This is a genomic window from Mycolicibacterium fluoranthenivorans, from assembly GCF_011758805.1.
In the GTDB taxonomy this organism is placed as follows: domain Bacteria; phylum Actinomycetota; class Actinomycetes; order Mycobacteriales; family Mycobacteriaceae; genus Mycobacterium; species Mycobacterium fluoranthenivorans.
Genome location: NZ_JAANOW010000001.1, coordinates 3,581,071 through 3,606,128, shown reverse-complemented (window position 1 = coordinate 3,606,128; position 25,058 = coordinate 3,581,071). Strand labels below are relative to the sequence as shown.

Here is a 25,058-nt window from a genome sequence, read left to right as displayed (position 1 = left end):
CCTCTCAGCTTCGGTGGTGATCCCCTTGGCGACTAGGGCCTTTGGTCATGTGTCGGGGGTGTTCACTCGGTGATCAGCGTCAGGGCCAGCCGTGGGCACCGGCTGACCGCGCGGCGTGCATCGGCCAGCGTCCGCGCGGGCACCGAGGGTTCGCGCGCGCCGTCGCGAGCCAGGGGATAACCCCAGTCGTCGCGGTCCAGCAGACGGGGGAGCAGTTCGGTGCAGAGTCCACGCCCGTCGCAGCGGGTCCAGTCGATGTGCAAGCGCGCCGACGATGCCGTCACGATATCGCTCGCACGTGGCGGTCCGCGTGGGCCGGCAGCGCTTCGCAGCGACCGCGGCGGTGCTGGGCGATGTCGCCAGCGAACACCGTGAGCGCGGTGCGCACCATGCGGGCAGTCCCGTCCGGGTGACGGCACGAACCGCGGCCGTCGACCAGACGCACGGTCCGTTGGAGTTCGTCGACCAAGGCGTCGTCGACCGCTCCGAACGCCAGTTGGTCGAGCAGCTGCGCCAGGCGCGGCAGGCCGTTGAGGCACGGACCGCACTGGCGCGCACTCTGGCCGGCCAGGTAGGACGCAATGGCGGCGGTGCGCTCAAGGCCGCACTCGTGACGCCCGAGCACGTGGACGACGCCTGCGCCTGGCGTCGCGCCGAGTGCGGCAAGGCCGGCGCGCGACAGCTGTGCGGTCAGCGCACCGACCGGAATCCAGCTGCCGTGATACCCGCCCACCAGGACGGCGCGCACTATGCGAAGGTCGGTGCGCCCGGACGTCGTCAGCACGTCGGTCAGCCGAGATCCGGTGGGTACCTCCACCACGCCCGGCTGCGCGAGTGAGCCCGACAGGGTGACGAGCATGGTGCCCGGCTCCAGGCTGTCACCGACAGCGCGAAACCAGGCCGGACCGTAGCGGGCGACGAGCCCGATATGGGCGAGGGTTTCGACATTGTTGACCAATGTGGGCCGCCGCCGAACCCCCGAGGTCGTGGTCAGCACCGTCCGGTCGCGGGGGGATGCGGGGCCGCCCTCGATGCGGCTGACGACCGCCGATTCCTCCCCCGCGACGAACCGGTCGGGAGCTTCGACCACGGTGATCCGTCGACGATCGAGGTGCGCCTCGGCCCGCTCCGCGACGGCGACCCGAACGGCCGCGATCGCGCGCCGGGGAACGTAGATCACCACCGAGTCCGCGGCGACCGCCGTCGCAGCGACACTCAACCCGTCGAGCACGAGGTGTGGCGCGCGGGTCAGCAGGGTGGCGTCCTTCGCGCTCAGTGGCTCACCTTCGGCGCCGTTGCCGATGACTACCGGTTTACGGCCGGTGACAGCGGCGATCTTGCGCCCGGTGGGAAAGCCCGCGCCGCCGCGGCCGGTCAGGCCTGCGTCGGTCAGGCAGTCGGCCAGCGACGCGGCGGTCGGCGCGGGAAGTTCGCCATGGCGTTGCCGGTGTACGGCCAGTCCGGGTCCGTGGCCGGTGAGCAGGCGCGTGGTCGTCATGGGCGACCTGGGAGGCGTGCGCCGGCGTATTCGGTGTAGTTGGAGTGCAGCCGCCAAGCCAGCGCGCCGGCCACCGCCAACACGCAGCATCCGGCGAACACCAAGAACCAGGGACGTCCCGCGTCGGTTCCGTTGCCGAGACCGTGGGCCAGGGCGACCGGCCACAGCGCATAGGCGACCCAGTGCACGATGCGAAAGACCTTGAGGCCCAGTCGATGCCGCAACAAACTCGTGACGATCACGACGAGGAGCAGGTCGAAGGCCAGCGTCCCCAGCCCCTGCCACAACGGGCGGTATGCGCCGAGGAACGGCACGATGAAGTCGACGAGGCGCAGCTGGGCGTAGGGGTCGGCGAAGAGCAGGGCGAGGTGCAGGGTCACCAGCAGGGTCCCCGCCAGTGCGGCGAAGCGGTGGACATCGGCGACGGCGAACCGCGGCAGCGTCAGCAACGGACGGCCGGAGCGGGTGGCGATGCCCAACGTCACCGAGATGGTGAGGAAACCGAGCGCGGTGATCCCGGTGCCGCGGCCCAGCGCCCACAGCGCTTCGCTGGTCATCGGGGCCTGCACATAGCGTCATCAGGCCACCCGCCGAGGGTGTGCACGATCCCGTCGCAGTCCACCAGCCGTGCGGCAATGCTCTGGTGGCGAATCCAGTCCGGTGCGCGTCGGCCGCGGATGATCGCGGCCGTGCTGACGGTATTGGCGGCCAGACAGCTGGCGGCGGTCACGGTGACCGTTCGCCACACCGGATCCGCGGACGCGCCGGTCCGCGGGTCCAGGATGTGATGCAGCCGCTGCCCACCGCGGCGCCATGTGCGGCGCACCGTACTCGAGGTGGCCATGGCTGCACCCGAACACAGGGCCACCAACGACGCCGGCTCGTCATCGCCGTCGTGAACCAGCACCGGCCAACCGCCTTCGGGTGCCGATCCTGCGGTGGCGATGTCGCCGCCGAGGTTGATCAGCACGCCGGAGCCGGTGGCAGCGTGGACCCGCGCGGCGCAGCGATCCGCGGCCAGGGCCTTGGCCGTGGCGCCGAGATCGAGCACGACGCCCGCGGGCACCGTGACCGTGCGATGGTCGATGTGGACCATCGACCATGTCGCCGGCCGCGTGACCGACGTTGCCAGCGGTACCGGCGAATCGAGCGCGATGTCATCGCGGTCATCGCCGAGCGCGATCACTGCGGCGCCGATGGTCGGGTCGACATCCCCGTCGGTGTGCCGTGCTGCCTGCAGGGCGGCTCCCAGCATCTCCGCGAGCAACTCGCTGACCTCCGTCGGCTGCCCCGATGAGGCTGCCAGCGCACTGATTTCGGAGTCGGCTCGAAACCTGGAGGCGGCAGCTTCGACGGCGTCGAGTTCGGTATCGACGGTCAGGCGTGCCTCGGCAAGGCAGCCTGGGTCCGTGACGATGACCTGCATGTCCACTGTCCACCGCCGCCAGTGCACTTCGGCGGTGGCACAGGCGGACTCGAGGTGTCGCTGCTGCGTGATGGTCATGAGCCGCGCGAGATCGTGACATGGGGTGAGTAGTTCGGGGAATTCACCGTCGTCGGCGGTTTCACGTGCCGCGTGGTCGGCGGGGCGGTCTTGGTGGGCGCGGGAACTCGTGTTTGTCGGGTGTCGTACGCGGGTGCCTGTTCGTAGGTCTGTTGCGGGGTGTACTGCGGGACCGGCGCGTCGGTGGTGACCGGCGTCGGTATCTGAGTCGGGGTGGGCTCCGTCGGGACTGCGACGGGCGCCGGTGTCGGGTCGACCGGTGTGGTCACGATGTCGGGCGCCGCAGGGAGATCCGGGCCAGTCGGGGGCCCGACGTCCTCGGGAGCGACGGGAACCGCGACCTCGATGGGGGCTTCCGCCGCAGGTGTGAAGGTATCCGCGTAAGCCAGGGACGAAGCCCCGGCGACCCCGGCGACACCGAGACCCACCAATGCCCACGACGCCGCGGTGGCGCGGTGGAAGCCCGATCGAGGTGAGTTCATGCGTCGAATGCTGGCACCGGATTCTTCGAACCTTCCAAGAACCGGCATGGGACGCTGTCTGGGTGAGCGACGGACAATCAGCACCGCTGCTGCTCGTTGTCGAGGATGACCCGGCCTTGAGCAGGTTGCTCACCGACCTCTTCGTCGATGAGGGCTATCAGGTCGACGTCGCCGCGGACGGGCAACAAGGTCTGCACAGCGGTCTCACCGGTAGCTACGACGCGATGATCATCGATCGTGGACTTCCGGTGATGGACGGATCGGACCTCGTCGCGCTGCTCCGGTCCCGCGGCATCGCCACTCCCGCTTTGCTTCTCACGGCACGGGGATCGGTCGCCGACCGCGTCGACGGGCTCGACGCCGGCGCGCAGGACTATCTGGTGAAGCCGTTCGAAATACCTGAGTTGCTCGCCAGGGTTCGTGCCCTCGTCAGGCGCCCGGACGGGGGTTCCACGCTGCGTGCCGGGGGGTTGTGCCTGGACCGGATCACTCGGACGGTCAGTGGCAGCGCCGTCGGCAATCGCGTGGTCGAACTCTCCGAACGAGAGATGACACTGTTGGCCACGTTGATGAGTGCGCCCAAGAGAGTCTTCACCCGCCGTCAACTGCTGGAGATCGCCTTCGAGGGTGCCGATTCCGCGGGCGTGGTCGACACCTATGTGCACTATCTGCGTCGCAAACTCGGCAGGGGAGTGGTGCAGACGGTGCACGGAATCGGCTATCGGCTCGGGCCGGGCTGATGTCGGACGGTGACCTGACAGTCGTCCGGCGCGCCGGGCGGGTCGCGGCGTTACAGGCCTCGCTCGCCCTGACCCTGGTCCTGCTGATCGTCGGAGCCGCGGTGTTCTTCGTCGACGCCCGGGTTCAGAGCCAGCAGATCACCTCGCAGCTGAGCAACGTCGCCGCGACCGCTGACGATGCCACCGATCCGCCGACCGGGATGATGCTGGTACTGCGTGATCGCACCGGCAAGGAAGAGGCCAGCTCCGATGGCCTGCCCGTGGCGGAGTTGCTGGCCAGACCCCCGGGGGCGTTCGACACGGAGATCGGTGGCACGCGCTACCGCGGGTTGGTGGCGGACAGACCAGAGGGCCGAGTGGTCGCATTGATCGATCTGCGTCCGTACGAGGCCAGTCGAAGTCGGTTGCTGCTGTCGCTGGCCATCGCCGAGCTCGCGGGAATCGCGGTGTCCGTGGCGGTCGTGGTCCTGCTCACCCGGCGGTCCATCCGGCCGCTGACCGAAGCCCTGGCCTTGCAACGCAGATTCGTCGCCGATGCCTCACACGAACTGCGTGCGCCGCTGACGGTGCTGCACACCCGGGTGCAGATGCTCGCTCGCCAGTTCGACGACGGGGACGCCCACGCCGCCAAAGATCAGATCGAGGCTCTTGCCTCTGACACCCGCGCTCTCGGTGCGGTGATAGAAGACCTGCTCGCCTCGGCGTCGATGACGGTGGGCGCCGCGCCCCGCGATCGAATCGACCTCGCGGGGCTGGCCGATGCCGTGCACGCCAGCATGGCGCAGCACGTCGAAGCGGCGGGGGTGCGGTTGGTTGTCGAAGACGGCACCGATGACGGGCAGAGCTGTGTCGTCCTGGGATCGACATCCGCACTGCGCCGGGCGATATCGGCACTTGTCGATAACGCACTGGCCCACCAGCACCCGGGTGGCACCATCACGCTACGGGTCGGTCGTCACGGCGATCGTGCCGTCATCGATGTGCAGGATGACGGAGTCGGAGTGGACCGTGCCGCGATGGACACCTTGTTCGACAGATTCTCCCACGGCCACGCGCACACCATGACCGGTGGCCCGCGCCGCTACGGTATCGGTTTGGCACTCGTGCGGGAGATCGCCCATGCGCACCGTGGTGAGATCAGCGTCGCGCAAACCCCTGGTGGCGGAGCCACTTTCACGCTGTCCATACCCGCTGCGGACATACGGTCAGAGCGCGGGCAGTGACCGGATCCTGGCCGCCGAAGCTCAGGCCGCCAGCCAGTACCGACGCGTCTCGTCGGCGATGGCGTCGTTCGCGGCCCCGGTGCCGTCCCACAGCCCGCGATTCAGTGCGATCGGCGTCGACCACCACAACGCGGCGGTGTCGCGAACCTGCCGAATCTGGATGCCGGCGGCAACGGTGGCGTAGTGCAGCCAGAAGTCGTCGGCCCGTGGGCACACTCGGAGAAATTCGTCGCCGCGATCCTGCAAGGTGTGAAGCACTGCCGGCGGGTACGCGACGCCGGAAGTGCCGGTTGCGAACACGGTGTCGGAGGCTTCGGTGGTGGTGCACAGTGGCCATGTGCGGTACGGGCCGTCGCTGCGGACCCGCGCCCGGAAAGCCGTAACTTCGCGCGGGTCATGCACGTTCAGAAGATCTTTCAGCCAATTCGCCGGGTACAGGACATCATCGTCGGCGGTGACCAGCGTCTGGTCCGGCTGCTCCGGCAGGATCTCGTTGACGTAGGGAAAGTACTTCTTGTGCGGGCCGTAATCGGGGCAGCTGCGAATCTCCAGCCCACGGGCCTGAAGCCGTCTCAGGGATGGCGGCAGATCCGCCATGGCGGCCGGGTCGTCAAGCCACAGGATGACACGACGAGGTTTGACCTCGCCGGCCCCGATGGACTCGATGGTCTTCCATACCGAGTCGATACGTTTTCCGTAGCTGGTCAGTGACACGTTGGCGTCTGCGTTCCCGAGGATGCCGGCCGTCGACGTGTGATTGGCGCGACGCAACCGGACGTGTTCTGCGGCCAGTTCGGTGAGCGTTGCGCAGAAGGTGAATGGACCCTGCGGGTTGGTGCCGGTGTTTCGGGTGGCCGCCTTGTGCGGTGTCGCATCGTGCGCGGGCTGCGTTGCCGAACGCCGCGGCTCGGTCGCCACGTCGATGTCACCGACTGGCGGTCGCCGCCAGACCCGTCCCCATGAAGCCATGCCCAACGGTACCAACTCAATCTGGCGTCGACCTTGGAAGTTACTGTGTTATCGACCATTTCATGTAGCTGCGCTAGACAGAGGTAGCCATGTGTCGTGATATGGACGCTGTATGCCGGTGGCATCGTATGCCTGACGCGCAAGCAAATTTGCCCAAATGGAGTTTTGCTGCGGGGCATGGTGTCGCCTCGTGCTGGATATCGACGGGTGCGTGTCGGAACTTCGCGGTCCGGATTGGCGGTGTCGAAGTTCCCGGACGCGAACTCGGGCGGCCAGTGCGTCGCAGGCCGCGCTGGCGCGAGTTTGTATGCCTTCGCGGGTCGCACGGTCATAGAGGCACGTTTGTCTGTGGCCCGGTGTCTTGAAACCCGCTACGGCACACGCAATCAGACGACCGATCGGGTGGACGGTTCGCCCCGGTTCAGACCAGTTCGGCCAGCGCCTTACGGGCGGCTTCCAGTTCGGCTTCGAGGGTGGCGACCCGGGCTGCCTGTTGGGAGCGCGCCGCCTCGATCACCTCATCGATCGGGGTGGCGAGATCCTCGTGCAGTTCCTTGGCCGCGCGGGAAACGGCGGCGGCCGCCACCGTGAGATCACGGGCCAGATAGGTGGCGCCCTGCTTGAGTTCGGCACGCCATTCCCCGTCGGCGGTGCCGGTGACCGTGAGGGTCAGCTCGAGGGTCTTCGTCCTTTTCCCGGCCGTCTTCTTGGCTGCGGCCTTTGGCCTTTCGGCGAGCGGAGCCGGGGGTGCGGCGGGTGCGCTCGCGGGGGCGCTGCTGTCGGCGGGGGCGGCCGGGGAGAAGTCGGCAGCCTGCAGCTCTGCGTCGGGGGCGGCTATGGTCGTCGTCACGGCGAACTCCTTCTGGGCATGGGCCCGTGAAACGAGGCGGGCGTGACAGCCATTAGAACACATGTTCGACGACCGATGTCAACTTCTAACGGCTGGTGTGGGGAATGTCCTTGTGCATCAATCTGTCTCGACTGAGCATCGCGCCGATCCCGAGGGCGACCTGGCCGAGGAGGTTCGGGTAGACCGCGATGCGCTCCACCACCCCGGCGTGATCGGGGAGGGTGGCGGTGAGCATGAGGACGGTTCCGGTCAATCCGAGCAACCCGAGCAACCCCAGCGCGATGGCGACCGTGGTGCGTCCCCGTCGGTGCAGCAACCAGGCCGCCGTGAGTAGGGCGAGGTTGCCGGCGAGAATGCACAAGCCGGCACCGATGCTGTGCACCTGCGGCGCGACGTCTCCCCGAAAGATCCCCGCCAGCACAATCCCGAAACCGTAGGTCAGCGCCAGGGCCAACAGCACGCCCCGCCCCGCTCCCGGCGGCTGACGCTGCCGCAACGCGACCGCCGCGGCCACCGTCAACACACCGTTCAGTACGAACGCGGCGCTCATGGCCGCGCCGTATGGGTACGGCGCCAGCTGGAGTTGGCTGATGTAGTTGCGGGCGTAGGAGTATCCGAGTGACATCGATGCGGTTGCCGCGAGAGCCTCGATGATCAGGAATCCAGCGCCCGCAAGGACCAAGGCCGGTCCCGGCCACCGAGCCGCGGCCACGCCCGCTACCCGGACGTCGCCTGGCGGGTCACCGCGTCGCTGCGCACCGATTCGACGCTGCGCACCGATTCAACGCTGCGCACCGATTCAACACTGTCGCCGACGTCGACGGTCACCACGGCAGTCGCCTGGAACAGGCCGTAGAAGTCGTCGGTGCGGGCGAAAGTGTGTGCGCGGCAGAACAACGGATGCACGTCGAACACACGCACCCGAAGCTTCTCGTGAGTGAGCCTGCCCAATTCCCGGCCGGATTCAGGATCGGTGATCATCTGGACCGACTCCGAGTGCACCGCGAAGATCATGCCCGCGGTCACGCCGGCTTGCGCACCGCGATTGATGACCAGGGTGTAGTCGTCCTCGACGAGCGCGACGTGGCCGGAGATGGTGTCGTCGTTCACGACGCCGCCAGCGAAGTGTTCTCCCGCAACAACGATTTCGCGGTCGCGCCCGCGCGAATCCGCGGTCGGGCGTTGTGGTCGTCCACCGCCAACAGCGCGTCGATATGGTTCGCGGTGTCCTGCTCGGTTCCGAGGGTGAGTTCCACCGCCGTCTTGGCCTGGAAGAGCGCGATCATCGCGTGCTGATGACGTTCTGCGCCGAAGGCGTTGAGTGCGACGGTGAGCTTGTGGTCGACGTACTCGACCGATCGCTGCAGATCCGCGGCCGAGGCTTTCGCTGCCGGGCTTTGCACGCCCTCTGCGCGCTGTTCGGCGTACCAGCGGTGGCCGAGCGCACCGAGGGTGATCGAGCACACTGGCACCACCACGACGATGCAGGCCAGGCCGAGCGAATCGTGCAGCGTGATCGCGCCGACCATGCCGAGGAGCGTGAGTACGCCGACCAGGCCCAGGACGCGCAGCGCCGGCGGGACTGTCTCGATGGCACGGGCCAGCCGGCGCGCGAGACGGCCGCCGTATCGAGCGATGTCGGCGATGAGCGTGATGACGGACTTTGCGCCACTGCGCGCAATCCGTCCCACCGCGTCCGCCTGTCCACGGGTCACCGGAGGCTTGGGCATCGACCAGGCCCGCTGCTGCGGCTGCGGACTGGAAGCCACCTCGGCCGTCTGGTCGTCAGACGACTGAGGCGTCGGCACGTCGTTCGTCACATTCGCATCAATAGCCACATCCGTATCATCTCGCCCAATGCCGTCCGACGCCGGTCCGGCGCGCCGAAGAGTCCGATGTTGGCGACGTGAATCGCTGCGTTGTGCGATGACGTGACAGCCGATTGTGACCACCGCGTGGGTAATTCGCGCAGTCCCGGCTGTACGGGCGGTGCTGCGCTAGACTGGCAGGAGAACCTCCGGTCAACGGGCATATCAGGCAAACAGTGCGTCATAGGTGCGTAGCGGTTCCCGCCGAACACCCCCTCCGCACCCCAAGAGGCCTGCTGTGCAATTCGAACTGATTACCTCACCGCCCATCGTCATCGGTCGCTGACCATGGTCGACCGTCGCCTGAAAGGCACGCGCCTCGGCGCCATCAGCTACGAGACCGACCGAAATCTCGATCTTCCGCCGCGCCAGGTGGCGCGCTACCGCACGGCGAACGGCAAGGAGTTCGACGTACCGTTCGCCAGCGATGCCGAGATTCCCGCGACCTGGGCGTGCCGAAACGGGATGGAGGGCCTCCTGCTCAACGGCGAGGCACCCGCGCCGAAAAAGGGCAGGCCGGTGCGCACCCACTGGGACATGGTGCTGGAGCGCCGCTCGATAGAGGAGCTCGAGATCCTGTTCAAGGAGCGGCTGAAGCTCATCGACTCACTCCGTCGCGGCCGCTGACTCGGTTGCGCGACCGGGAGACCCAGCTGATGACCCAGAAGATCTGCTTCGCCTGCTTCCACCGACTGTTTCCGGACCGGCGGATACGCAAGGTCACGTTGGGTCGCGAATGCGCGGCATGCCACGTGACCACAGCGGGAACCGAACAGATGGTCCCCGTCGAGGCTGAGGACCTCGCGCAGAGCCCGCTCCAGGTGGCGCGCTAGACAGCGGCCGACGTATCCACCCCCGCGCCGACGGTGGGCAGGGTGAGCGTCATCCCGGAGACGTGGATGACACCGAACTGGGTGAGATTCTCGTACTGGGTGGCCGACCCGACCAGTTGCAACGTCAGGATGCTGCCCGCCGCGGCCGCGGTGTAGGCGATGTCCTGCAGCGTGCCCAGCGCGATCGAGACGGTATGCGACCGCCCGTCCAGCGTGACCGGGATGGCCGTGTCGAGGTTGCCGAGCACCAGACCGGTGTCGTCGTCCACGATCTGGGCGTACACGGTGCGACTCGTGCCGAGGCCGGCGTAGCTGAACGACAGTTGCGGGGCCCCGACGATCTCGGCGCCACCGGGCACCGACACCTGCAGGTTGATCGCATTCTTGGCCGGCGCGGCCGTGGCGATCGACAACAGGGCGGCATCCAGGGCGTCCAATCCCAGGTTCAAGACCTTGGTCTGCGGTCCTGCGCCGCCGACGATGGGGATGATCGGTATGGTGCCACCGGATCCGGTGGCCGTCACGGGGGTGCCGTTGAAGGCCGGATCCGACGGAAAGACGTTGGAGGAGTGCAGGTCCCCATTCTGGTCGTACCATTGGAACGTCGGAATGATGTCGGCCGGCGAACCGTCCTGCTTGACGTACTGATCGAGCCACGCCAGGGTGTCCTGGGTGAGAAGGGTGGCCTGATCGGCGTTGCCGGGGTTCAGGCACACCCCGTGACCGCCGCAGAACCAGACCATCTTCACGGGAACGTCTTTGGCCAGCAACTGTTCGTTGGTGACGGCCTGCTGCAGGGTGAAAAGCCCGTCGGCGGTGCCTTGCAGCAACAGCGTCGGCACCTTGATGGCGCTGACGAGCGGGCCAGGGCCGCTTGAGGTGAGCAGCGACTGTGCGCTGTGGGTGAGGAAGCCGAACAGCGACCCGGTCAATACACCGCCGTAGATCGTCGGGTTGATCCGTGCGGCCCCTTCGAGCAGCGACAGCACCAGGATGGCGGCCCACGAGGTCTTGAATGCGGCGTTGGGGTACAGCGCGTTGTTCAGGCTGTTCCAGGCGATGCTCGGCACGATCGCATCGATACGGGGATCAATTGCCGCACTGACGAGTTGGATACCGCCGCCGTAGGAACCGCCCACCATCCCGATCCGCTGGTTGTCAGCCGTCTCCGGGAGCTTGAGGACGTAGTCGATGATGGACGACACGTCCTTGCCTTCGAAGGACGGATTGTCCAGTTGGAGGGTGCCCCCGGAGGCGAACTCCCCGCGGGGATCCCACGTGACCACGTTGTAGCCGGCGTCGCGCAGCGGAGCGACACCCGGGACGAGACCTGGGTTGGACGGGATTCCGTTGGCGGAGTACGGGTCGGTGAGCCCGGCGCTGCCCAGTCCGGGCCCTTCCAGAATGGTGGGCGCCGAGCCCGAGCCCAGATGAGACGCAGGGAAGAAGTTGGTGCTGATCAGCGTGCCGTCGAAGGACTTCACCTTCACCGTGTACGCGATCGGCGCACCGGTGGCGTTGAGCGCCGACGGGTCGGCGGTGTACGGCACGACCACCGCGTAGCCGATGAGCGGTGCGAGCGCGGTGTTGACACCCTTCGTCTGGTACAGCTTGTCCAGAATCGGTTCGAACACCAGAGAACCCAGAAGCGGGATGTTCTCCAGATTCTTGTCGAATGCCGTGGTTTCACTGACCAATTCACGGAACGTCTCGGTGCCGGACTTCACCACCGTGGCGTACGGCAGATAGGCGAAGCTGCCCGCGGTCCCTTCCGGGGTGAAGGCGATCTTTCCGCCCTGACTCGGGCCGGACACGACCGTGTAGGACAACGTGACCCCGCGGCTGTCGGTGGCGTTCGCGTTGCCGTCGATGATGCCGTCGTTGAACGTGAGGGTCGGATTGACGGTGATCGGGTTCGTCGTGACGGATGTGGCGGGGACGGCCGCGGGCTTCGCATGCGTCGCCGCGGTCTTCGACACGGTGGCGGTGGCAGAGGCGGTGCCGGTGGAGGTCGCGGCGGCGGCCACCTTTTCGGTCGGGGATGTGCTGCCCTCCGCCGGTGTCGTCGTGCCGGGGGTCGATTGCGTGGCAGGTGAATTGGACGTCGACTCGGCCGAGGGTGATGTCGAGGGATCGGTGCCCGGCTTCTTGGGGTGGCGGGAGCTTGCGGTGTGCGGTTTCGGCTTGGTGGGGGGCGTCGGCGCGGTCTGTGCGGTACTCGACGACGTGGCGGCCGCCGTGTCCGCCGGCCCGGTCTGCGCCGAGGCGACCGCGTCGGCGCCGACGAGCAGGACGGTGCCGATGCCGAGTGCGGCGGCCAGTCCGCCGATGCGACCGATATACCGCGATGAATTGCCGCGTGCGAGAGCTTCGTTGGTCATCTGCGCCTCTTCCTGGTGACCCGATCTTTCGACCACCAATTGACGCTCGCGTCGGCAATCAGCGGACGCTACTGAAACTCGCAGGAGACACTCAGACTCGGCTGGTCACCTCGGTCAACGTCCGATCCAGATTGTTCAGCGCCCGCACTGCCGCCCGGACAGGTCCGGGCGGGATACCCGAGGTCGCCATCACCTCTGCGATCACGTTTGTCGCCGCTTTGTCCTGGGCTCCGGCGTCGCCGGCCGCAATCATCCGGGTGACGCCGGCGACGGTGTCACACACGTGGTCGGCCGCCCTACGCAACGCGATGGCGGTGGACTCCGACGGTGCGGTGGCGGGATCAGCGCGTGCGGCATTGACGCCGGCGCGGGCCAGGGCATGCGCCGAGCGGTTCCCCGCGCGGAGGCCGCGCACCAGGCGCTGAGCTCCGCGCCGGCTTCGGACCGCCGGTCCGAATTGCAGTGGCTTGCCGGCCTTCACGACTTCCTGTAGGGCGTTGTCGAGGCTGCGGGTCTCGGCCACGAGATCGGTCTCCCCGCCCGGTGCGAGCACCGAGGCGATGCCGGCGTCGATCACTTCCGTCAGCCGGTCGAAGTAGTCACCCGCCTTCTCGACGAACGTCGCCCGGGTGCCGGTGGTGAAGACGAAATACGCCGAGGCGATCCCGACCGCACCGCCGGCGGCGGTCTCGGCGATGCGCAACTCCAGGACCTGGATGCTGAAATTGCCGAGCAACCCGTACAGCATCGCCAGCACCACGGTGACGAAGAACGTCAACCAGGCATAGGCGACGGTGACCAGATAGAACGCGCAGAACACACAGACCACCAACACCAGGATCTGTACGGGCTGGTTGTGCCCGATCAGAGTGGCCAGCACGACCCCCGCCACCACACCGGCGATGGTGCCGACGATGCGATGCCCTGCCCGGGTGAGGATCTCCCCGCGGGTGGAGACCCCGGTGAACACCAGGAAGGCCGTCAGCACGGCCCAATACCAGCGATCGGGGGAGATCAGCTCACCGAGCACGGTGGCCGCACTGGTGGCGACGGCCACCTGGATGGCGGCTTTGGTGCTGGGGTCCAGGCCCGTGTCCTCGTCCTCGTCCACGGCTTCTGGTTCGGGCGTGGACTGGGGCCCGGGGGAGACACCCAAGGCGTTGGTGGTGATGTGGTGAATGGCAAGGTGTGCCTGCACCGCCCGATAGGCGACGACGGTGGCGATACCCGAGGCCGCGGACACGTCGGCTCGGTCGGCAGCCGCGGCCGCGCTCTTGCGGGCCGCACGAAGCTCCTCCTGGGTCGGATGGTCCTGGAGGCACATGCGAAGCGCGATGACGGCGTCGACGAGTCCGCCGGTCCATTCGCCGGCAGCATCCAGGCCCCACAGCAGACCGGCCAACTGCTCGACGGAGATCTGTGCATCGAAAACGCGAAGCGCCAGCTCGTCGCTGGTGACGCTGAGGGTGGCCGCGGCATCGTGCCGATCCAGCCAGTCATCGATCATCAACCCGGTCTCGCCGAGGCGGTCCAGCCGGCGGCGCACCGCCGACAGATCGTGTTTCTTGCGGTCTTTGGTGACGGCGTCGAGCACCGTGATCGAGACCCCGCGTAACGCCCGCACCAGGTGGATCACTTCGGCGCGCGGCCGGTCGGGAAGGATCACTACCCGCACGAACAGGGTGGCGCAGACCCCGACACCGACGGCGGCGGCGAGGATCGGAATCTGCGTGGGGGTGGCGTGGATGAACAGAGCGAAGAAGTACGACATGAACGAGACCATGCCCAGCGCGTTGCCCCGGGGGCCGAACCGGCGCACCCACACGGCGATGAACAGCACGATGATGAACCCGACATCGGCCACCCAGTCGAAAGGGGCAAGGCCCGCCGCCAGCGCCACCGCGCCCACCGCCGGCACAGGCAGTAACAGCGTCGTGATGACGCGGTCGTGTTGCTGCTTGTCCTTCACCGCCGCCGACGACTGCATGGCGACGATGGCGCCCAGCATGGCCACGGTGACCGGCTGATGGGTGTACCGGGTGAACGTCAGCAGCGCAACGATGGCCAGCACCAGCGACAGCGTGGTGGCCGCTGCGCTGCGCAGCCGCAATCGTCCTGGGTCGGAGTCGACGATGAAGCGCACAGCGCTGTCTCGAAGCGCCGACGGGTGCATCGCTCGATTGTGCGTCACCAGATCACCCACGCCGCGCACATCGACGGCTCGAACCCTTCGCGTCCGGCCGACGGCCACTGCTGAACATCGGGAGAGGTGCGTAACCTGCAGACCCTGGTCGAATTGGGTGTGGACAAGAACACCACCGTGGTGTTCCCGGCGCCGCTGATGAGCGCGATCGGAGATGTCGGCGCCTTCTTCGCTCGCGAAGTCGGTGCGGCCGCGGAATTCGCCGAACCACCGATATCTCTTCCGCGGGTTGCGCATACGTCCGACCTGACGGCTTCGGCGGGCAGCGCCGACCGCTGAGCGCCGCTCAGCCGGTCACCGTCGTGACCGCCAACGCAGCGACACAGATGAGAACCACCGCCGTCGTGACGACGTACGCCGCGGTGGCGGCCCGGCTGATGGTGAAACGACCCATGAGGTCACGGTCCCTGGCGATACCGATCATCACGATGAGTATCGGTATGAGCAGCACCGCGTTCAGTACTTGGGTGGCGACCAGGATGGTGACGAGCGGCGCGGTCGGCACGAGCACCGCGGTGGCACCGATGAGCGTCACGCCCCCGAAGGTGATATAGAAGGTCTTCGCCTCGCCGAACGAATCATCCACCGCCGCCTCGACTCCGGCGTATTCGCACACCGAGTAGGCGGTCGACAACGGCAGCACGGAGGCGGCGAGAAGGGCCGCGCCGATCAGTCCGACGGCGAACAGGGTCGACGCCGCGCCTCCGGCGAGCGGCTGCAGCGCCACGGCCGCATCGGCGGCATCCCGGATCGACCGGCCGCTTCGGTACAGTGTCGCCGCGCAGGCCACGACGACGAAGAAGCCGATGATTCCGGTGAGCAGCGCTCCGGTGATCACGTCGACGCGTTCGAGCGCCAGGTCGGCGGTCCGCAGTTTCTTGTCGACGGCGTAGGACTGGATGAAAGACAGCCCCCACGGAGCAAGAGTGGTTCCCACGGTGGCGGTGACGATCGCGACGGCCGCGCCGCCGCTGGGCATGCTCGGCACGATCAGCCCGTGAACGGCGGCGTGCCAGTCTGGATGGGCGAGGACACCCGAGGCGATATAGGCCAGAAACACCGTGGACAGCACCAGCAGGAAGCGCTCGACGCGGTGAAAGCTGCCCCGCAACACCAGCACGGATACCAGCAGTGCCGCGGCCGGGACGCTCAGATATCGACTGATCCCGAAGAGTTCGGTTCCGGCGGCAATCCCGGCGAACTCGGCGCAGGTGGTGCCGACATTGGCGATGACCAGTGCCGCGAGGGTGGCGCCACCCAGTCGCACGCCGTAGCGCTGACGAACCAGGCCGATGAGACCCTGGCCCGTGACCACGCCCATGCGCGCCGCCAGCCCGTGGAACAACACCAGCGCGACGGTGGAGAGCAACAGGACCCACAGCAGCTGGTAGCCGTGGTCCGCGCCGAGGACCGAGTACGTGGTGATGCCGGCCGGGTCGTCGTCCGAAAGTCCCGCGAGCAGACCCGGTCCCACCACCGCCATCAGCGACCCGAGTGTCCACCTTCGTCGCGTCGAGCCTTTCATCGCGACCTGCTGCCGGTTGCCCGCCGGCGCCGCGGCCAGACCTGGAAGCGGAGCGAACGACGGCCGGGATGGACGTGTGCTCGTGCGAGGCGGGCGAGCCACCGCTTCGCATATGCGGACGGCATCGCCGCCACGATGTGCGCGGCGTGGTCACCGGGCATCGCTCGCAGTACCTTCTCCCCGATGACCGGGTCCGAGCCATGGATCACCCGGGCTGCGACAAGCGGTTTCGTCGTCGCCAGAACCTCGGCAGCCGACTCGACGTCGAGCCGGTCGACGAGCGCTACGAGTCCGGACTCGTCGAGATGGTGGACGGCCGAACGGGGCGTGTTGAGTTGCACGGTGTGGCCGCGTTCCGAGGTGAGATGCAGATCGGTCCAGTCCACCACGTCGTCGCCGGCGCGCACTGCCAGTCGGTGCAGACCGAGTCGTCGCAGCACCCCGCCGAATCCGACTTCGGCGCCGACCAATTCGAGTCGGCCGTCCGCCGTTCGATTGAGCACCACATCCGAAACACGGGCCAGGCGCTGCCCGACGATGTCGACGACCTGGGTGTCGAGTACGTCGCGGAGAAGCAGGATCTCGTGGTCACGAAGCCCGGCGCCGTCCGGGCCGAACGGGACGGCCGTGCCGATCCCGTCGTTCAGGAGTACGCCGTGACGTCCGAACTCGACCACCGCTGTCCACGGGACCAGAAGGCCCGGTGCTCGCCGGCGCCGGACGAGAAGGCGCTGCACCATCTGCGGTCCGCTGGATTGATCGAGTTCGACGGAGACGTCGGCGACCAGCCCGACGAGCGTGCCGTCGGCCCGCAGCACCTGCTGGCCCGTTTCGCGGCTCAGCCACAAGAGGCCGGAACGTTCCCAGCGAGTCCCGGGGTCATGACTGGCCAGGGTGCATCTCCATCGGGGCGTCGAACCTGCGGCGGTCGGCGGTGCGGCCCCAGCGTAGAACGTGATCGCCGGGCACACCATGATTCCGGCTGAGGCGCGTCATGACGTGCCCGCAATCCACTGTCGGGCCGACTCGACGTGGCCGCGGGGGAAATGTCTGATCTGCGCCGATATGAAGTGTGACGCCAGGTGTTCGGCGAGATCCCCGATCGGGGAGTCGGTCACCACTGCGATCTTCTTGACATGCTTCTGGTGGTCCCGGACGAAACGGAAGTGGCGGATCAGCGCGGCGAAATCATCCCAACCGGGAAAAGTGGGAGCGTCGATGATGATGCCGGCCAAGGAACCCGCTGCCTCGATCTGTGGGTCGACGGCATTGGCGAGCGTATCGAAATCTCTTGCCTGGAGCCGAGATTGCGGACGGATGATGATCACGGACTGTGTGGCGTCGAACTCGAAATCGATCATTCCTACCCCTGTCGGTGCGCCGAGACGTGGTGAGCATGAAGCGATCAGTCTTCGGGACAGCCCGCCGGGACAATAGGGCACTAGGTCACCGAACCGTCCGTGCCGGCTAGGACTGCATCGACCCCAGATAGTAGGTCTCGTGTCCGGTGGGATAACCGCCGCCGTCGGTGGCGATGTGCACATGGTCGAAGTGGTTGGCGGTCTCGTTGCCGTAGTCCGCGGTCCAACTCGGCGCACCGATCCCGGGGTAGAAGCCTTGCCGCCAGATCACGTGCAGCACACCCCAGCGTTGCGCGTTGGCCAGGGCATACCCGGCGATCTGATTGCCGAGTTCGATCCCGGCGTCAGAATGGTAGTTCGGGATCATCACATCGATGGCCAGTCCGTGCGGATGCCACTTCAGCGGATCCTGCCGGTAACCGCCGATGGTCTTGATCTCCGGGAACATCATGCTGATGGCGCGTGCCACCCAGATCGTCTTGAGCTGCAGCCCGCTCTCCGGGGCGACGCCCGCTGCCAGTGGATAGTCGAATACCCGGGCTTCTTCGGATGGGGCACTGGCCGCCAGCAACGCCGCTCCGGTGGTCGTCACGGTCGGGGCAGCGGCCGGCGTGGCAGAGGTCCGACCCGGCTCACGCGCCGCGGCATCCGGTGTGGGCGAGGTGTTCTGGGCGTGGACCATGGCCGCGGACAGCATCAACGAGGCCGCGAGCGCCAGCCAACGGCCGGCCGACTTGCGCCGGTCGCCGGCCAGTAGCTTCGCGCCCACGAACAGCACTGTAATCAGTGCGCCCGGCAAACATCGGGTGTTCGGCATCTCGGCTCGGCCGTGGTCGCGGATCCCCGAAAACTGTGTGATGCCTGTCAGTGGCCGCGTAGCCTCCAGTGTCGAATATCGGATCGGAGATGTCTGGTGAAGACCGTCAAACAGGTATGCCTGGGTGTCGCCATGGCCGGGGTGATCGCGGGGGCCGGATCGGCGGCCGCGACCGCGGTGGCTTATGCCGACCCCGCCGACACCGGTGCCAGCAGTACGAGCGGAGACTCACCGGGCAGCGACACCGGCCACGGTGACAGCCACAGTGACAAGGGGGGCGCGGCCTCCTCGGCGCCCAAAGCCGATACGGACGCCACCACCGGTGCGACACCGGGCGAGGATGCCGACCGCCCGGCGGAGTCCACACCGAAGGCGGGTACACCCACACGCGGCGTCGGCACACCGAAGAAGAGCCGCACACCGGGTGAAAAGGTCCGCAAGGCAACCGAATCGGTCTCCGGGACAGCGGTTGGCTCCACCACGTCCACGCGGAAGAAGGTGATGCTGTCCGTGCCGGCGACCGTTGCCGCGGACCCCGATCCGGCGCCCGCCGTCGCCCCGCAGAGCAGCGCCGAGCCGATCGCCGCCAAGGCCGTGGAACCCGCGGTGAAGACGGCACCCACCCTGGCGGTGAGCACACCCGCCGCGCCCGCGCCCGATCCCGACCCGTTACCGCTGCCGCTGCCGCTGCCCGCCACGCCGGCTGGCCTGTCCAGTGCCACCGCGGCCACCACCACCTCGCGCAGCCGCGCCATGAGCACCAGCACCGGTGACGCGGTCGGCCAGATCACCGCCGCCCCGACCCAGCATGTCCTCGTCATCGGTATCGACGGCACCAGCCTGGGCCGGCTGCTCGGCAACGACGACAACGGCAACAACGACAGCTTCCTGGATCTGTTGGACACCAGCACCGCTGGTGCGTCGAGCATCCAGGGGCACACCACCATCTCCAACCCGTCCTGGACGACCATGCTGACCGGCGTATGGGATACCAAGAGCGGCGTGATCAACAACATCTTCAACCCGCAGGTGTACAACGTCTGGCACACGGTGTTCGACCGGCTGGAAGCGTGGAACCGGGGCACCGTCACCAAGACCATCGCCGATTGGGACGTGATCACCGACATTTCCAGCGCGGGCACCTATGGCGCGGATCAGTCCGTCCTCATCCCACGTGTCGCCGGAGACACCGATTGGTCGCAGACCGATACCGCGGTGGCCAACGAGACGGTCAAGACGATCCTGGGCGTCGACCTGGGTTACGAGGACGTCCCGAACTTCCTGTTCAGCTACCTGGTCCAGGTCGATGAGGCCGGCCACGCACACGGCGGCGCGTCGACTCAATACACGGACGCGCTGACCCGTACCGATGAGAACCTCCAGTTGATTCTGAAGGCCGTCGCCGATCGCGAGGCCGCGACCGGGGAGGACTGGACGGTGCTGGTGGTCACCGACCACGGCCACCAGCCGCAGCTCGGTTTTGGGCATGGATTCCAGACGCCCACCGAGACAACGACATTCGTGGTCGCTGATGGACCAGACTTCGGCGACGGGAAAGTCAACCTGCAGTACTCGATCGCCGACATCACGCCGACGATCCTGAGTCTCTTCGGCGCGCCGTTGTCGAGCGATTTCGACGGTGTGCCACTGACCGCGCACGGCCCCGGCGCGACCCCGGACAACGGTGTCGAAGCCGCACTCAAGGAGGCGATCGCCGATATCGGCTACCCCGATCTGGGCACGCAGGTGCGCCTGAGCGTGCGCACCATCTTCGCTTCGATCCCGTACTTCCTGAACCAGTTCACCGACCAGGTTGTCGCACAGCTGCAAGCCGTGGCCAACCAGGGCATCTTCCTGATCAGCACCATCGCGTCGATCGCGGTGCTGCCGGTCCAGTTCGTCGCCGACGTGCTCTTCCAGACGACGAACGTGCTGGGGAACCTGATCGGCCTGCTCACCGGCGCCGGCGTGATCGGGCCCACCGATTCGATGCCGGAGCCGTTCCTGGTCCCCGACAACGCGATCCTGGTGTGAGGTCGGCCATGTCCGGTACCGATCGCGCGGCGCTCGTCGCAGGCGGCATTCGACTCGCATCGGGATTGTCCTTCCTGGTGGATCCGATGCGCGCCAACACGTGGTGGGGTGAACCCAACGATCCTGGCCCCTCGGCGCGGCTGCTGCTGCGGTCCATGGGCTACCGCGACGCGCTGATCGGCGGACTGCTGCTCGCTGCCGGATTGCGCGGCGGTGACACCCGCGGATGGTTCCTGGCATCCGGTGGCGCCGACGCGGCCGACCTGCTGGGTGGTCTTCCGGTGCACAAGGAACTGACGCGAGGCCAGCAGGTGATCGGTCTGGGCGGTGCGGTCGTCGGCATCGGCGTCGGGTTGTGGGGCGCCACCCGCCGCCGTCCGCCGTCGAGTCGGCCCTGAGCGGCCGCTCGATACCCACCGTGGTCAATAGGGACTTTGGTCCCTACCGGAAAGTGCCTTCGGCAGGCGAATCCGGGCTGATCCGGCCGTAGCGTTGCGGGCATGACCTACGTGATCGGAAGCGCCTGTGTGGACGTCAAGCACAAGTCGTGCGTCGCCGAATGCCCCGTGGACTGCATCTACGAGGGCGCCCGCACCATGTACATCAACCCCGATGAATGTGTCGACTGCGGTGCCTGCCGGATCGCCTGTGAGGCCGACGCCATCTATTACGAGACCGATCTGCCCGAGGACCAGCTGCCGTACATGGCCGATAACGCCGCGTTCTTCAGCGATGTGCTGCCAGGCCGGGACCGGCCGCTGGGGAACCCCGGTGGCGCCGCCGAATTGGGGCCCGCCGGTGTCGACACCCCGCTGATCGCCTCGCTGCCGTAAATCCCCCCGTCGCTTCGCTCGCCCTCGGTGCGAAACCACGTAGTCCTACTCATCCCAGTCGGCGCGAATTCGGGCAGGCTGACGGTATGTCGCTCACCGAACCCGTGAACACGAACACCGCCCCGGCCACCCCGGGCCGCGACCGTGCCGTCGACGTCGCCCGGCTCACCGCCCTGGTGGTGGTGATCTTCGGGCACTCTGCGCTGCTGCTGGCGACCATCGACGGCAGTGGTCTTCGCATCGGCAACATCCTGGGCGAACTGCCGGCGCTGGCGCCGATCACCTGGGTGGTGCAGGTCATGCCGCTGTTCTTCCTGGCGGGCGGAGCCGCGGGGGCCTACTCCTGGCATCCGGACCGGAGCACCTGGGGCACATGGCTGTTCACCAGGGCGCAGCGACTGTGCCGCCCGGTGTTCTGGTATCTGGCGTTCTGGGCGGTCGCGCTGCTGGCCGCGCGAGCGATTCTCGGGGCGGAATCCGCGGCAGGCCTGGGCCGCGAATGCGTCGCCCTGCTGTGGTTCCTCGGGGTGTACCTGGTGGTGCTCGCCTTCGTGCCGGCGCTGACCCGGCTACGCAGTCTGGGCGCTTTCACCGCCGTGGTGGCTGCCCTGATCGCCGCCGCGGCGGCCTTCGATGCCCTGCGCCTGGCTCTCGGCACTCCCGACGCCGGGTTGCCCAACTTCGTCCTCGTCTGGCTCATCCCGATCGTCATCGGCGTGGCCTACGCCCGTGGGCTGATCCGGCCGATCGGGGCGCTGCTGGCAGCCGCCGTCGCCTGCACCGGTCAGGTGCTGCTGGTGGTGGCCGGCCCCTACGAGGTCTCCCTGGTGGTCACCGGCACAGAACGCATCTCCAACGTCTCGCCGCCCACCACGGTGCTGGCCCTGCACTGCACCTGGATGTCGTTACTGTTCGTTGCCGCCGCCGGGCCGGTCGGGCGGTGGGCCCAGCGCCCGCGGGTCTGGGCCGTCGTCGCGACGGGTAACGGGGGAGCGATGACGCTCTACCTCTGGCATATCCCCGCCATCGCGGTGGCGACGTTCGGTCTGCACGCCGTCGGTCTGGATGCCTATGACGTGCACGCGCCGGGATTCTGGGGGCTGCTCGCCTTGCGTGCCGTGGTCTTCGCCGTGGTCATGGCCGTCTTCTTCACCCTTCTGTCTCCGCTGGAGCACCGACCGCTGCCGTGGTGGGACGCCCCAGCCGGCGCCACCGGCCTTCGTTCGACGGCCGCCGGCGTGCTGGTCTGCGTGGCCGGCGTGGCGTTGCTGCTGATGGCGAAGTTCGGCCTGAGCGGGGCCGCGGGCTTCACCGCGCTGGCGGCGTTCCTGGTGGCGTTGATCGCCGGCCGCCTCACGATCGGCGTTCGGCCCGGGCTGCCGGGTCCTGTCGCCGCCATTCGGTAGGGTCCACCGGGTGAGTCAGAGCGCCGTACACATCGTCAAATCTGTAAACACCCGTCTCGCTGAGGAACTGGCCGTCGCAGAAGGCCAGGTGGCGGCCGCCGTGGCGCTGCTCGACGAGGGGGCGACGGTGCCGTTCATCGCCCGCTACCGCAAGGAGGCCACCGGCAGCCTGGACGACGGCCAGCTGCGCACCCTGGAAGAGCGCCTGCAGTACCTGCGTGAGCTGGATCAGCGGCGTGCGGCCGTGCTGGCCTCCATCGAGGAACAGGGCAAGCTCACCGACGCGCTCAAGGCCGCGCTGCTCGCCGCCGACACCAAGGCCCGGGTCGAGGACATCTACCTGCCGTACAAGCAGAAGCGGCGCACCAAGGCGCAGATCGCCCGCGAAGCCGGGCTGGAGCCGCTGGCCGACCGGTTGCTGACCGACCCCACCGTGGTGCCGGACGAGGCCGCGGCCGAATTCCTGGGCGAGAGCGTCGCCGACGTCGCCGCCGCGCTCGACGGGGCCCGGCACATCTTGATCGAGCGGGCCGCCGAGGACGCCGAACTGGTGGGCGAGGTCCGCGCGAAGTTCTGGGCCGATGGCACCCTGCGGACCCGGCCGTGGTCCGATGATGCCGCGAAGAGCGCTGCCGCACAGAAGTTTCGCGATTACTTCGATTTCGCCGAGCCGCTGGAGAAGATGCCGTCGCACCGGGTGCTGGCGGTCTTGCGTGGTGAGAAGGAAGAGGCACTCGCACTGACCTTCGATCCCGGCGAGGACGAGGTCTACCAAGCCCGGGTCGCACAGTCCCTCGGCATCGATATGACCGCGCCGGGTCCGGCGACGCCGTGGCTGGCCGCGACGGTGCGCCTGGCCTGGCGTACCAAGCTGATGATCTCGGCTTCTGTCGACGCCCGGATCAAGCTGCGGCAGCGTGCCGAAGAGGAAGCCACGGCGGTGTTCGCCCGTAACCTCAAGGATCTGCTGCTGGCCGCACCCGCGGGCACCCGCACCACCCTGGGTCTGGACCCGGGCTTCCGGACCGGCGTGAAGGTCGCCGTGGTGGACAGCACCGGCAAGGTGGTCGACAGCTGCGCCATCTTCCCGCATCAGCCGCAGAAGCAGTGGGACCACGCCAAGGCCACCCTGGCCGCGTTGGTCGCCCGCCACGGTGTGCAGCTCGTCGCGATCGGCAACGGCACCGCCTCGCGTGAAACCGATGCTCTGGCAACCGAACTCATCGCCGATATCCGGGCCGCGGGCGCACCGGCGCCCACCAAGGCCATGGTCAGCGAGGCCGGCGCCTCGGTGTACTCGGCGTCGGCGTACGCCGCCCACGAACTGCCCGACCTCGACGTCACCATCCGCGGCGCGGTCTCCATCGCGCGCCGGCTGCAGGACCCGCTGGCCGAACTGGTGAAGATCGACCCCAAGTCGATCGGTGTCGGGCAGTACCAGCACGACATCACCCCCGGCACGCTGGCCCGCAGCCTGGATGCCGTCGTGGAGGACGCCGTGAACGCCGTCGGGGTGGATCTGAACACCGCGTCGGTGCCGCTGCTGTCGCGGGTGTCCGGGGTGACCGAATCGCTGGCCGAGTCTATCGTCGCGCATCGGGAGAAGGTCGGCGCCTTCGCCAACCGCAAGGCACTCCTTGAGGTTCCCCGCCTGGGGCCCAAGGCTTTCGAGCAGTGCGCGGGCTTCCTGCGGATCACCGGTGGCGAGGATCCGCTGGACGCCTCCGGCGTACACCCCGAGTCTTACCCGGTGGTGCACCGCATCCTGGACCGCGCCGGGGTCACCCTCGGCGAGCTGATCGGTGATGAGCGGTCGTTGCGGGCACTCAAGCCGGCCGAGTTCGCCGATGACCGCTTCGGGATCCCGACGGTCACCGACATCCTGGCCGAGTTGGAGAAACCCGGGCGCGATCCCCGGCCGGCCTTCTCGACCGCCACCTTCGCCGCCGGCGTGGAGAAGGTGGCCGACCTGAAGGTCGGCATGGTGCTCGAAGGTGTCGTGACCAATGTCGCGGCGTTCGGTGCGTTCGTGGACATCGGTGTGCACCAGGACGGGCTGGTGCATGTGTCCGCGATGTCGGACCGTTTCGTCTCGGATCCACATGAGGTGGTCAAGTCGGGTCAGGTGGTGCGCGTCAAGGTGGTCGATGTGGACGTCGAACGCCAGCGCATCGGCTTGACCCTACGGCTCAACGACAATCCGCAGGCCGGGCAGGGCGGCCAGGGTAAGCGGCCCGAACGCGGTAACAATGCTCCCCGCCGCGATGGTGGCGAACGCCGCAACCAGAACCGTGGCAACCAAGCCCGCCCGGAGCCCCGTCAGTCGTCGGGTTCGATGGCTGACGCGCTACGAAAGGCCGGCTTCGGGCGCTGACCGCAACCGGTCGGTGACCGCTCGGTGAACATTCGGTGCCGCTGCGGGCCGGCCCACGGTGTGTGCAGCGTGGCTTTCGGGGTACCCAGCCCCAGGTAACGAGGTGGAGCGCAGCGCCGAAGGTCCCAGTACGACATCAATTCGCGCTTTCCTCAGA

General features: G+C 67.8%; 25 protein-coding genes and 1 pseudogene. 10 read left to right on the top strand and 16 right to left on the bottom strand.

The annotated features are described in order from the left end of the window. Window positions 1-62: 62 nt before the first annotated feature. From FHU31_RS17570 to FHU31_RS17550, 5 genes are read right to left on the bottom strand one after another with little or no spacing between them, the layout of a single operon-like run. Window positions 63-284: a ferredoxin gene (locus FHU31_RS17570; RefSeq protein WP_167160302.1), complete on the bottom strand. Its 222-nt coding sequence runs from the start codon at window positions 282-284 to the stop codon at window positions 63-65. Continuing rightward, window positions 281-1,498: an NADH-ubiquinone oxidoreductase-F iron-sulfur binding region domain-containing protein gene (locus tag FHU31_RS17565; protein ID WP_167160300.1), complete on the bottom strand. Its 1,218-nt coding sequence runs from the start codon at window positions 1,496-1,498 to the stop codon at window positions 281-283. The genes FHU31_RS17570 and FHU31_RS17565 overlap by 4 nt, the downstream gene beginning before the upstream one ends. Beyond that, on the bottom strand, window positions 1,495-2,055 hold the full coding sequence (locus FHU31_RS17560; protein ID WP_167160299.1) for a ferric reductase-like transmembrane domain-containing protein: 561 nt from the start codon (window positions 2,053-2,055) through the stop codon (window positions 1,495-1,497). Before FHU31_RS17560 ends, FHU31_RS17565 begins: the two co-directional genes overlap by 4 nt. Then, complete coding sequence (locus FHU31_RS17555) at window positions 2,052-3,002, bottom strand: FAD:protein FMN transferase (protein ID WP_167160297.1); 951 nt, start codon at window positions 3,000-3,002, stop codon at window positions 2,052-2,054. Before FHU31_RS17555 ends, FHU31_RS17560 begins: the two co-directional genes overlap by 4 nt. Continuing rightward, window positions 2,999-3,484, bottom strand: a complete 486-nt coding sequence (locus tag FHU31_RS17550; RefSeq protein ID WP_167160295.1) for a hypothetical protein — start codon at window positions 3,482-3,484, stop codon at window positions 2,999-3,001. Before FHU31_RS17550 ends, FHU31_RS17555 begins: the two co-directional genes overlap by 4 nt. Before the next feature lie 62 nt (window positions 3,485-3,546). On the opposite strand from FHU31_RS17550, the gene FHU31_RS17545 reads away from it, so the two are divergent. Both FHU31_RS17545 and FHU31_RS17540 read left to right on the top strand, forming a co-directional pair. Next, window positions 3,547-4,224 (top strand): response regulator transcription factor, encoded by a 678-nt coding sequence (locus FHU31_RS17545; RefSeq protein ID WP_263987838.1) that lies wholly within the window; start codon window positions 3,547-3,549, stop codon window positions 4,222-4,224. Next, window positions 4,224-5,447 carry a sensor histidine kinase gene (locus FHU31_RS17540; protein ID WP_167160291.1) on the top strand — a complete coding sequence of 408 codons (1,224 nt, stop codon included), beginning with the start codon at window positions 4,224-4,226 and terminating at the stop codon, window positions 5,445-5,447. The genes FHU31_RS17545 and FHU31_RS17540 overlap by 1 nt, the downstream gene beginning before the upstream one ends. Window positions 5,448-5,468: 21 nt before the next feature. Here the strand turns inward: FHU31_RS17540 and FHU31_RS17535 are convergent, their stop codons facing one another. The 5 genes from FHU31_RS17535 to FHU31_RS17515 all read right to left on the bottom strand — a co-directional run bounded on the left by FHU31_RS17535 (window position 5,469) and on the right by FHU31_RS17515 (window position 9,104). Further along, window positions 5,469-6,365, bottom strand: a complete 897-nt coding sequence (locus tag FHU31_RS17535; RefSeq protein WP_167160289.1) for a hypothetical protein — start codon at window positions 6,363-6,365, stop codon at window positions 5,469-5,471. A gap of 472 nt (window positions 6,366-6,837) precedes the next feature. Next, complete coding sequence (locus FHU31_RS17530; protein ID WP_208411090.1) at window positions 6,838-7,233, bottom strand: DUF6319 family protein; 396 nt, start codon at window positions 7,231-7,233, stop codon at window positions 6,838-6,840. A 118-nt stretch (window positions 7,234-7,351) separates the two neighbouring features. Next, the gene (locus tag FHU31_RS17525) at window positions 7,352-7,978 is read right to left on the bottom strand and encodes a DUF998 domain-containing protein (RefSeq protein ID WP_167160285.1); all 627 of its coding nucleotides are present in this window, start codon (window positions 7,976-7,978) and stop codon (window positions 7,352-7,354) included. A gap of 5 nt (window positions 7,979-7,983) precedes the next feature. After that, on the bottom strand, window positions 7,984-8,376 hold the full coding sequence (locus tag FHU31_RS17520) for a hypothetical protein (protein ID WP_263987840.1): 393 nt from the start codon (window positions 8,374-8,376) through the stop codon (window positions 7,984-7,986). Next, window positions 8,373-9,104: a hypothetical protein gene (locus FHU31_RS17515; RefSeq protein ID WP_263987841.1), complete on the bottom strand. Its 732-nt coding sequence runs from the start codon at window positions 9,102-9,104 to the stop codon at window positions 8,373-8,375. The genes FHU31_RS17520 and FHU31_RS17515 overlap by 4 nt, the downstream gene beginning before the upstream one ends. Before the next feature lie 318 nt (window positions 9,105-9,422). Between FHU31_RS17515 and FHU31_RS17510 the strand changes: the two genes are divergently transcribed. Beyond that, complete coding sequence (locus FHU31_RS17510; RefSeq protein WP_167160284.1) at window positions 9,423-9,761, top strand: RNA polymerase-binding protein RbpA; 339 nt, start codon at window positions 9,423-9,425, stop codon at window positions 9,759-9,761. 29 nt (window positions 9,762-9,790) lie between these two features. Next, window positions 9,791-9,967, top strand: coding sequence for a hypothetical protein (locus tag FHU31_RS17505; RefSeq protein WP_167160282.1), 177 nt, complete (start codon window positions 9,791-9,793; stop codon window positions 9,965-9,967). Here the strand turns inward: FHU31_RS17505 and FHU31_RS17500 are convergent. Both FHU31_RS17500 and FHU31_RS17495 read right to left on the bottom strand, forming a co-directional pair. Then, a complete protein-coding gene (locus FHU31_RS17500) occupies window positions 9,964-12,348 on the bottom strand; it encodes a CocE/NonD family hydrolase (protein WP_167160280.1) in 2,385 nt (794 codons plus the stop codon). The two genes, FHU31_RS17505 and FHU31_RS17500, sit on opposite strands and share 4 nt — an antisense overlap. A gap of 91 nt (window positions 12,349-12,439) precedes the next feature. Then, on the bottom strand, window positions 12,440-14,521 hold the full coding sequence (locus FHU31_RS17495) for an FUSC family protein (RefSeq protein ID WP_167161126.1): 2,082 nt from the start codon (window positions 14,519-14,521) through the stop codon (window positions 12,440-12,442). A gap of 93 nt (window positions 14,522-14,614) precedes the next feature. Between FHU31_RS17495 and FHU31_RS31565 the strand changes: the two are divergent. Next, window positions 14,615-14,830, top strand: a pseudogene (locus FHU31_RS31565) (slipin family protein); the annotation flags it as partial. Between the two features lie 7 nt (window positions 14,831-14,837). Here FHU31_RS31565 and FHU31_RS17485 read toward each other — a convergent pair. The 4 genes from FHU31_RS17485 to FHU31_RS17470 all read right to left on the bottom strand — a co-directional run bounded on the left by FHU31_RS17485 (window position 14,838) and on the right by FHU31_RS17470 (window position 18,206). After that, window positions 14,838-16,076, bottom strand: a complete 1,239-nt coding sequence (locus FHU31_RS17485; RefSeq protein ID WP_167160278.1) for an NRAMP family divalent metal transporter — start codon at window positions 16,074-16,076, stop codon at window positions 14,838-14,840. Then, complete coding sequence (locus FHU31_RS17480; RefSeq protein WP_167160276.1) at window positions 16,073-16,924, bottom strand: magnesium transporter MgtE N-terminal domain-containing protein; 852 nt, start codon at window positions 16,922-16,924, stop codon at window positions 16,073-16,075. Before FHU31_RS17480 ends, FHU31_RS17485 begins: the two co-directional genes overlap by 4 nt. A gap of 144 nt (window positions 16,925-17,068) precedes the next feature. Further along, complete coding sequence (locus tag FHU31_RS17475) at window positions 17,069-17,437, bottom strand: SpoIIAA family protein (RefSeq protein WP_167160275.1); 369 nt, start codon at window positions 17,435-17,437, stop codon at window positions 17,069-17,071. Window positions 17,438-17,543: 106 nt separating this feature from the next. Next, window positions 17,544-18,206 carry a VldE C-terminal domain-containing protein gene (locus FHU31_RS17470; RefSeq protein ID WP_167160273.1) on the bottom strand — a complete coding sequence of 221 codons (663 nt, stop codon included), beginning with the start codon at window positions 18,204-18,206 and terminating at the stop codon, window positions 17,544-17,546. Window positions 18,207-18,350: 144 nt separating this feature from the next. On the opposite strand from FHU31_RS17470, the gene FHU31_RS17465 reads away from it, so the two are divergent. From FHU31_RS17465 to FHU31_RS17445, 5 genes are all read left to right on the top strand, one after another. After that, window positions 18,351-20,288, top strand: a complete 1,938-nt coding sequence (locus FHU31_RS17465; RefSeq protein WP_167160271.1) for an alkaline phosphatase family protein — start codon at window positions 18,351-18,353, stop codon at window positions 20,286-20,288. An 8-nt stretch (window positions 20,289-20,296) separates the two neighbouring features. Continuing rightward, window positions 20,297-20,686, top strand: coding sequence for a DUF4267 domain-containing protein (locus FHU31_RS17460; RefSeq protein WP_167160269.1), 390 nt, complete (start codon window positions 20,297-20,299; stop codon window positions 20,684-20,686). 102 nt (window positions 20,687-20,788) lie between these two features. Continuing rightward, window positions 20,789-21,121, top strand: coding sequence for a ferredoxin (gene fdxA / locus FHU31_RS17455; protein WP_090361100.1), 333 nt, complete (start codon window positions 20,789-20,791; stop codon window positions 21,119-21,121). A gap of 86 nt (window positions 21,122-21,207) precedes the next feature. Continuing rightward, window positions 21,208-22,527, top strand: a complete 1,320-nt coding sequence (locus FHU31_RS17450) for an acyltransferase family protein (protein ID WP_167160267.1) — start codon at window positions 21,208-21,210, stop codon at window positions 22,525-22,527. Window positions 22,528-22,537: 10 nt separating this feature from the next. After that, the gene (locus FHU31_RS17445) at window positions 22,538-24,901 is read left to right on the top strand and encodes a Tex family protein (protein ID WP_167160265.1); all 2,364 of its coding nucleotides are present in this window, start codon (window positions 22,538-22,540) and stop codon (window positions 24,899-24,901) included. The last annotated feature ends 157 nt before the right edge of the window (window positions 24,902-25,058 follow it).

Bases quoted from the DNA above. Each gene is read 5' to 3' on its own strand.
- FHU31_RS17540 (WP_167160291.1), top strand. From the start codon at position 4,224: ATGTCGGACGGTGACCTGACAGTCGTCCGGCGCGCCGGGCGGGTCGCG.
- fdxA (WP_090361100.1), top strand. From the start codon at position 20,789: ATGACCTACGTGATCGGAAGCGCCTGTGTGGACGTCAAGCACAAGTCG.
- FHU31_RS17450 (WP_167160267.1), top strand. From the start codon at position 21,208: ATGTCGCTCACCGAACCCGTGAACACGAACACCGCCCCGGCCACCCCG.
- FHU31_RS17495 (WP_167161126.1), bottom strand. From the start codon at position 14,521: ATGCACCCGTCGGCGCTTCGAGACAGCGCTGTGCGCTTCATCGTCGAC.
- FHU31_RS17560 (WP_167160299.1), bottom strand. From the start codon at position 2,055: ATGACCAGCGAAGCGCTGTGGGCGCTGGGCCGCGGCACCGGGATCACC.
- FHU31_RS17475 (WP_167160275.1), bottom strand. From the start codon at position 17,437: ATGATCGATTTCGAGTTCGACGCCACACAGTCCGTGATCATCATCCGT.
- FHU31_RS17505 (WP_167160282.1), top strand. From the start codon at position 9,791: ATGACCCAGAAGATCTGCTTCGCCTGCTTCCACCGACTGTTTCCGGAC.
- FHU31_RS17485 (WP_167160278.1), bottom strand. From the start codon at position 16,076: ATGAAAGGCTCGACGCGACGAAGGTGGACACTCGGGTCGCTGATGGCG.
- FHU31_RS17555 (WP_167160297.1), bottom strand. From the start codon at position 3,002: ATGACCATCACGCAGCAGCGACACCTCGAGTCCGCCTGTGCCACCGCC.
- FHU31_RS17460 (WP_167160269.1), top strand. From the start codon at position 20,297: ATGTCCGGTACCGATCGCGCGGCGCTCGTCGCAGGCGGCATTCGACTC.
- FHU31_RS17550 (WP_167160295.1), bottom strand. From the start codon at position 3,484: ATGAACTCACCTCGATCGGGCTTCCACCGCGCCACCGCGGCGTCGTGG.
- FHU31_RS17500 (WP_167160280.1), bottom strand. From the start codon at position 12,348: ATGACCAACGAAGCTCTCGCACGCGGCAATTCATCGCGGTATATCGGT.
- FHU31_RS17510 (WP_167160284.1), top strand. From the start codon at position 9,423: ATGGTCGACCGTCGCCTGAAAGGCACGCGCCTCGGCGCCATCAGCTAC.
- FHU31_RS17565 (WP_167160300.1), bottom strand. From the start codon at position 1,498: ATGACGACCACGCGCCTGCTCACCGGCCACGGACCCGGACTGGCCGTA.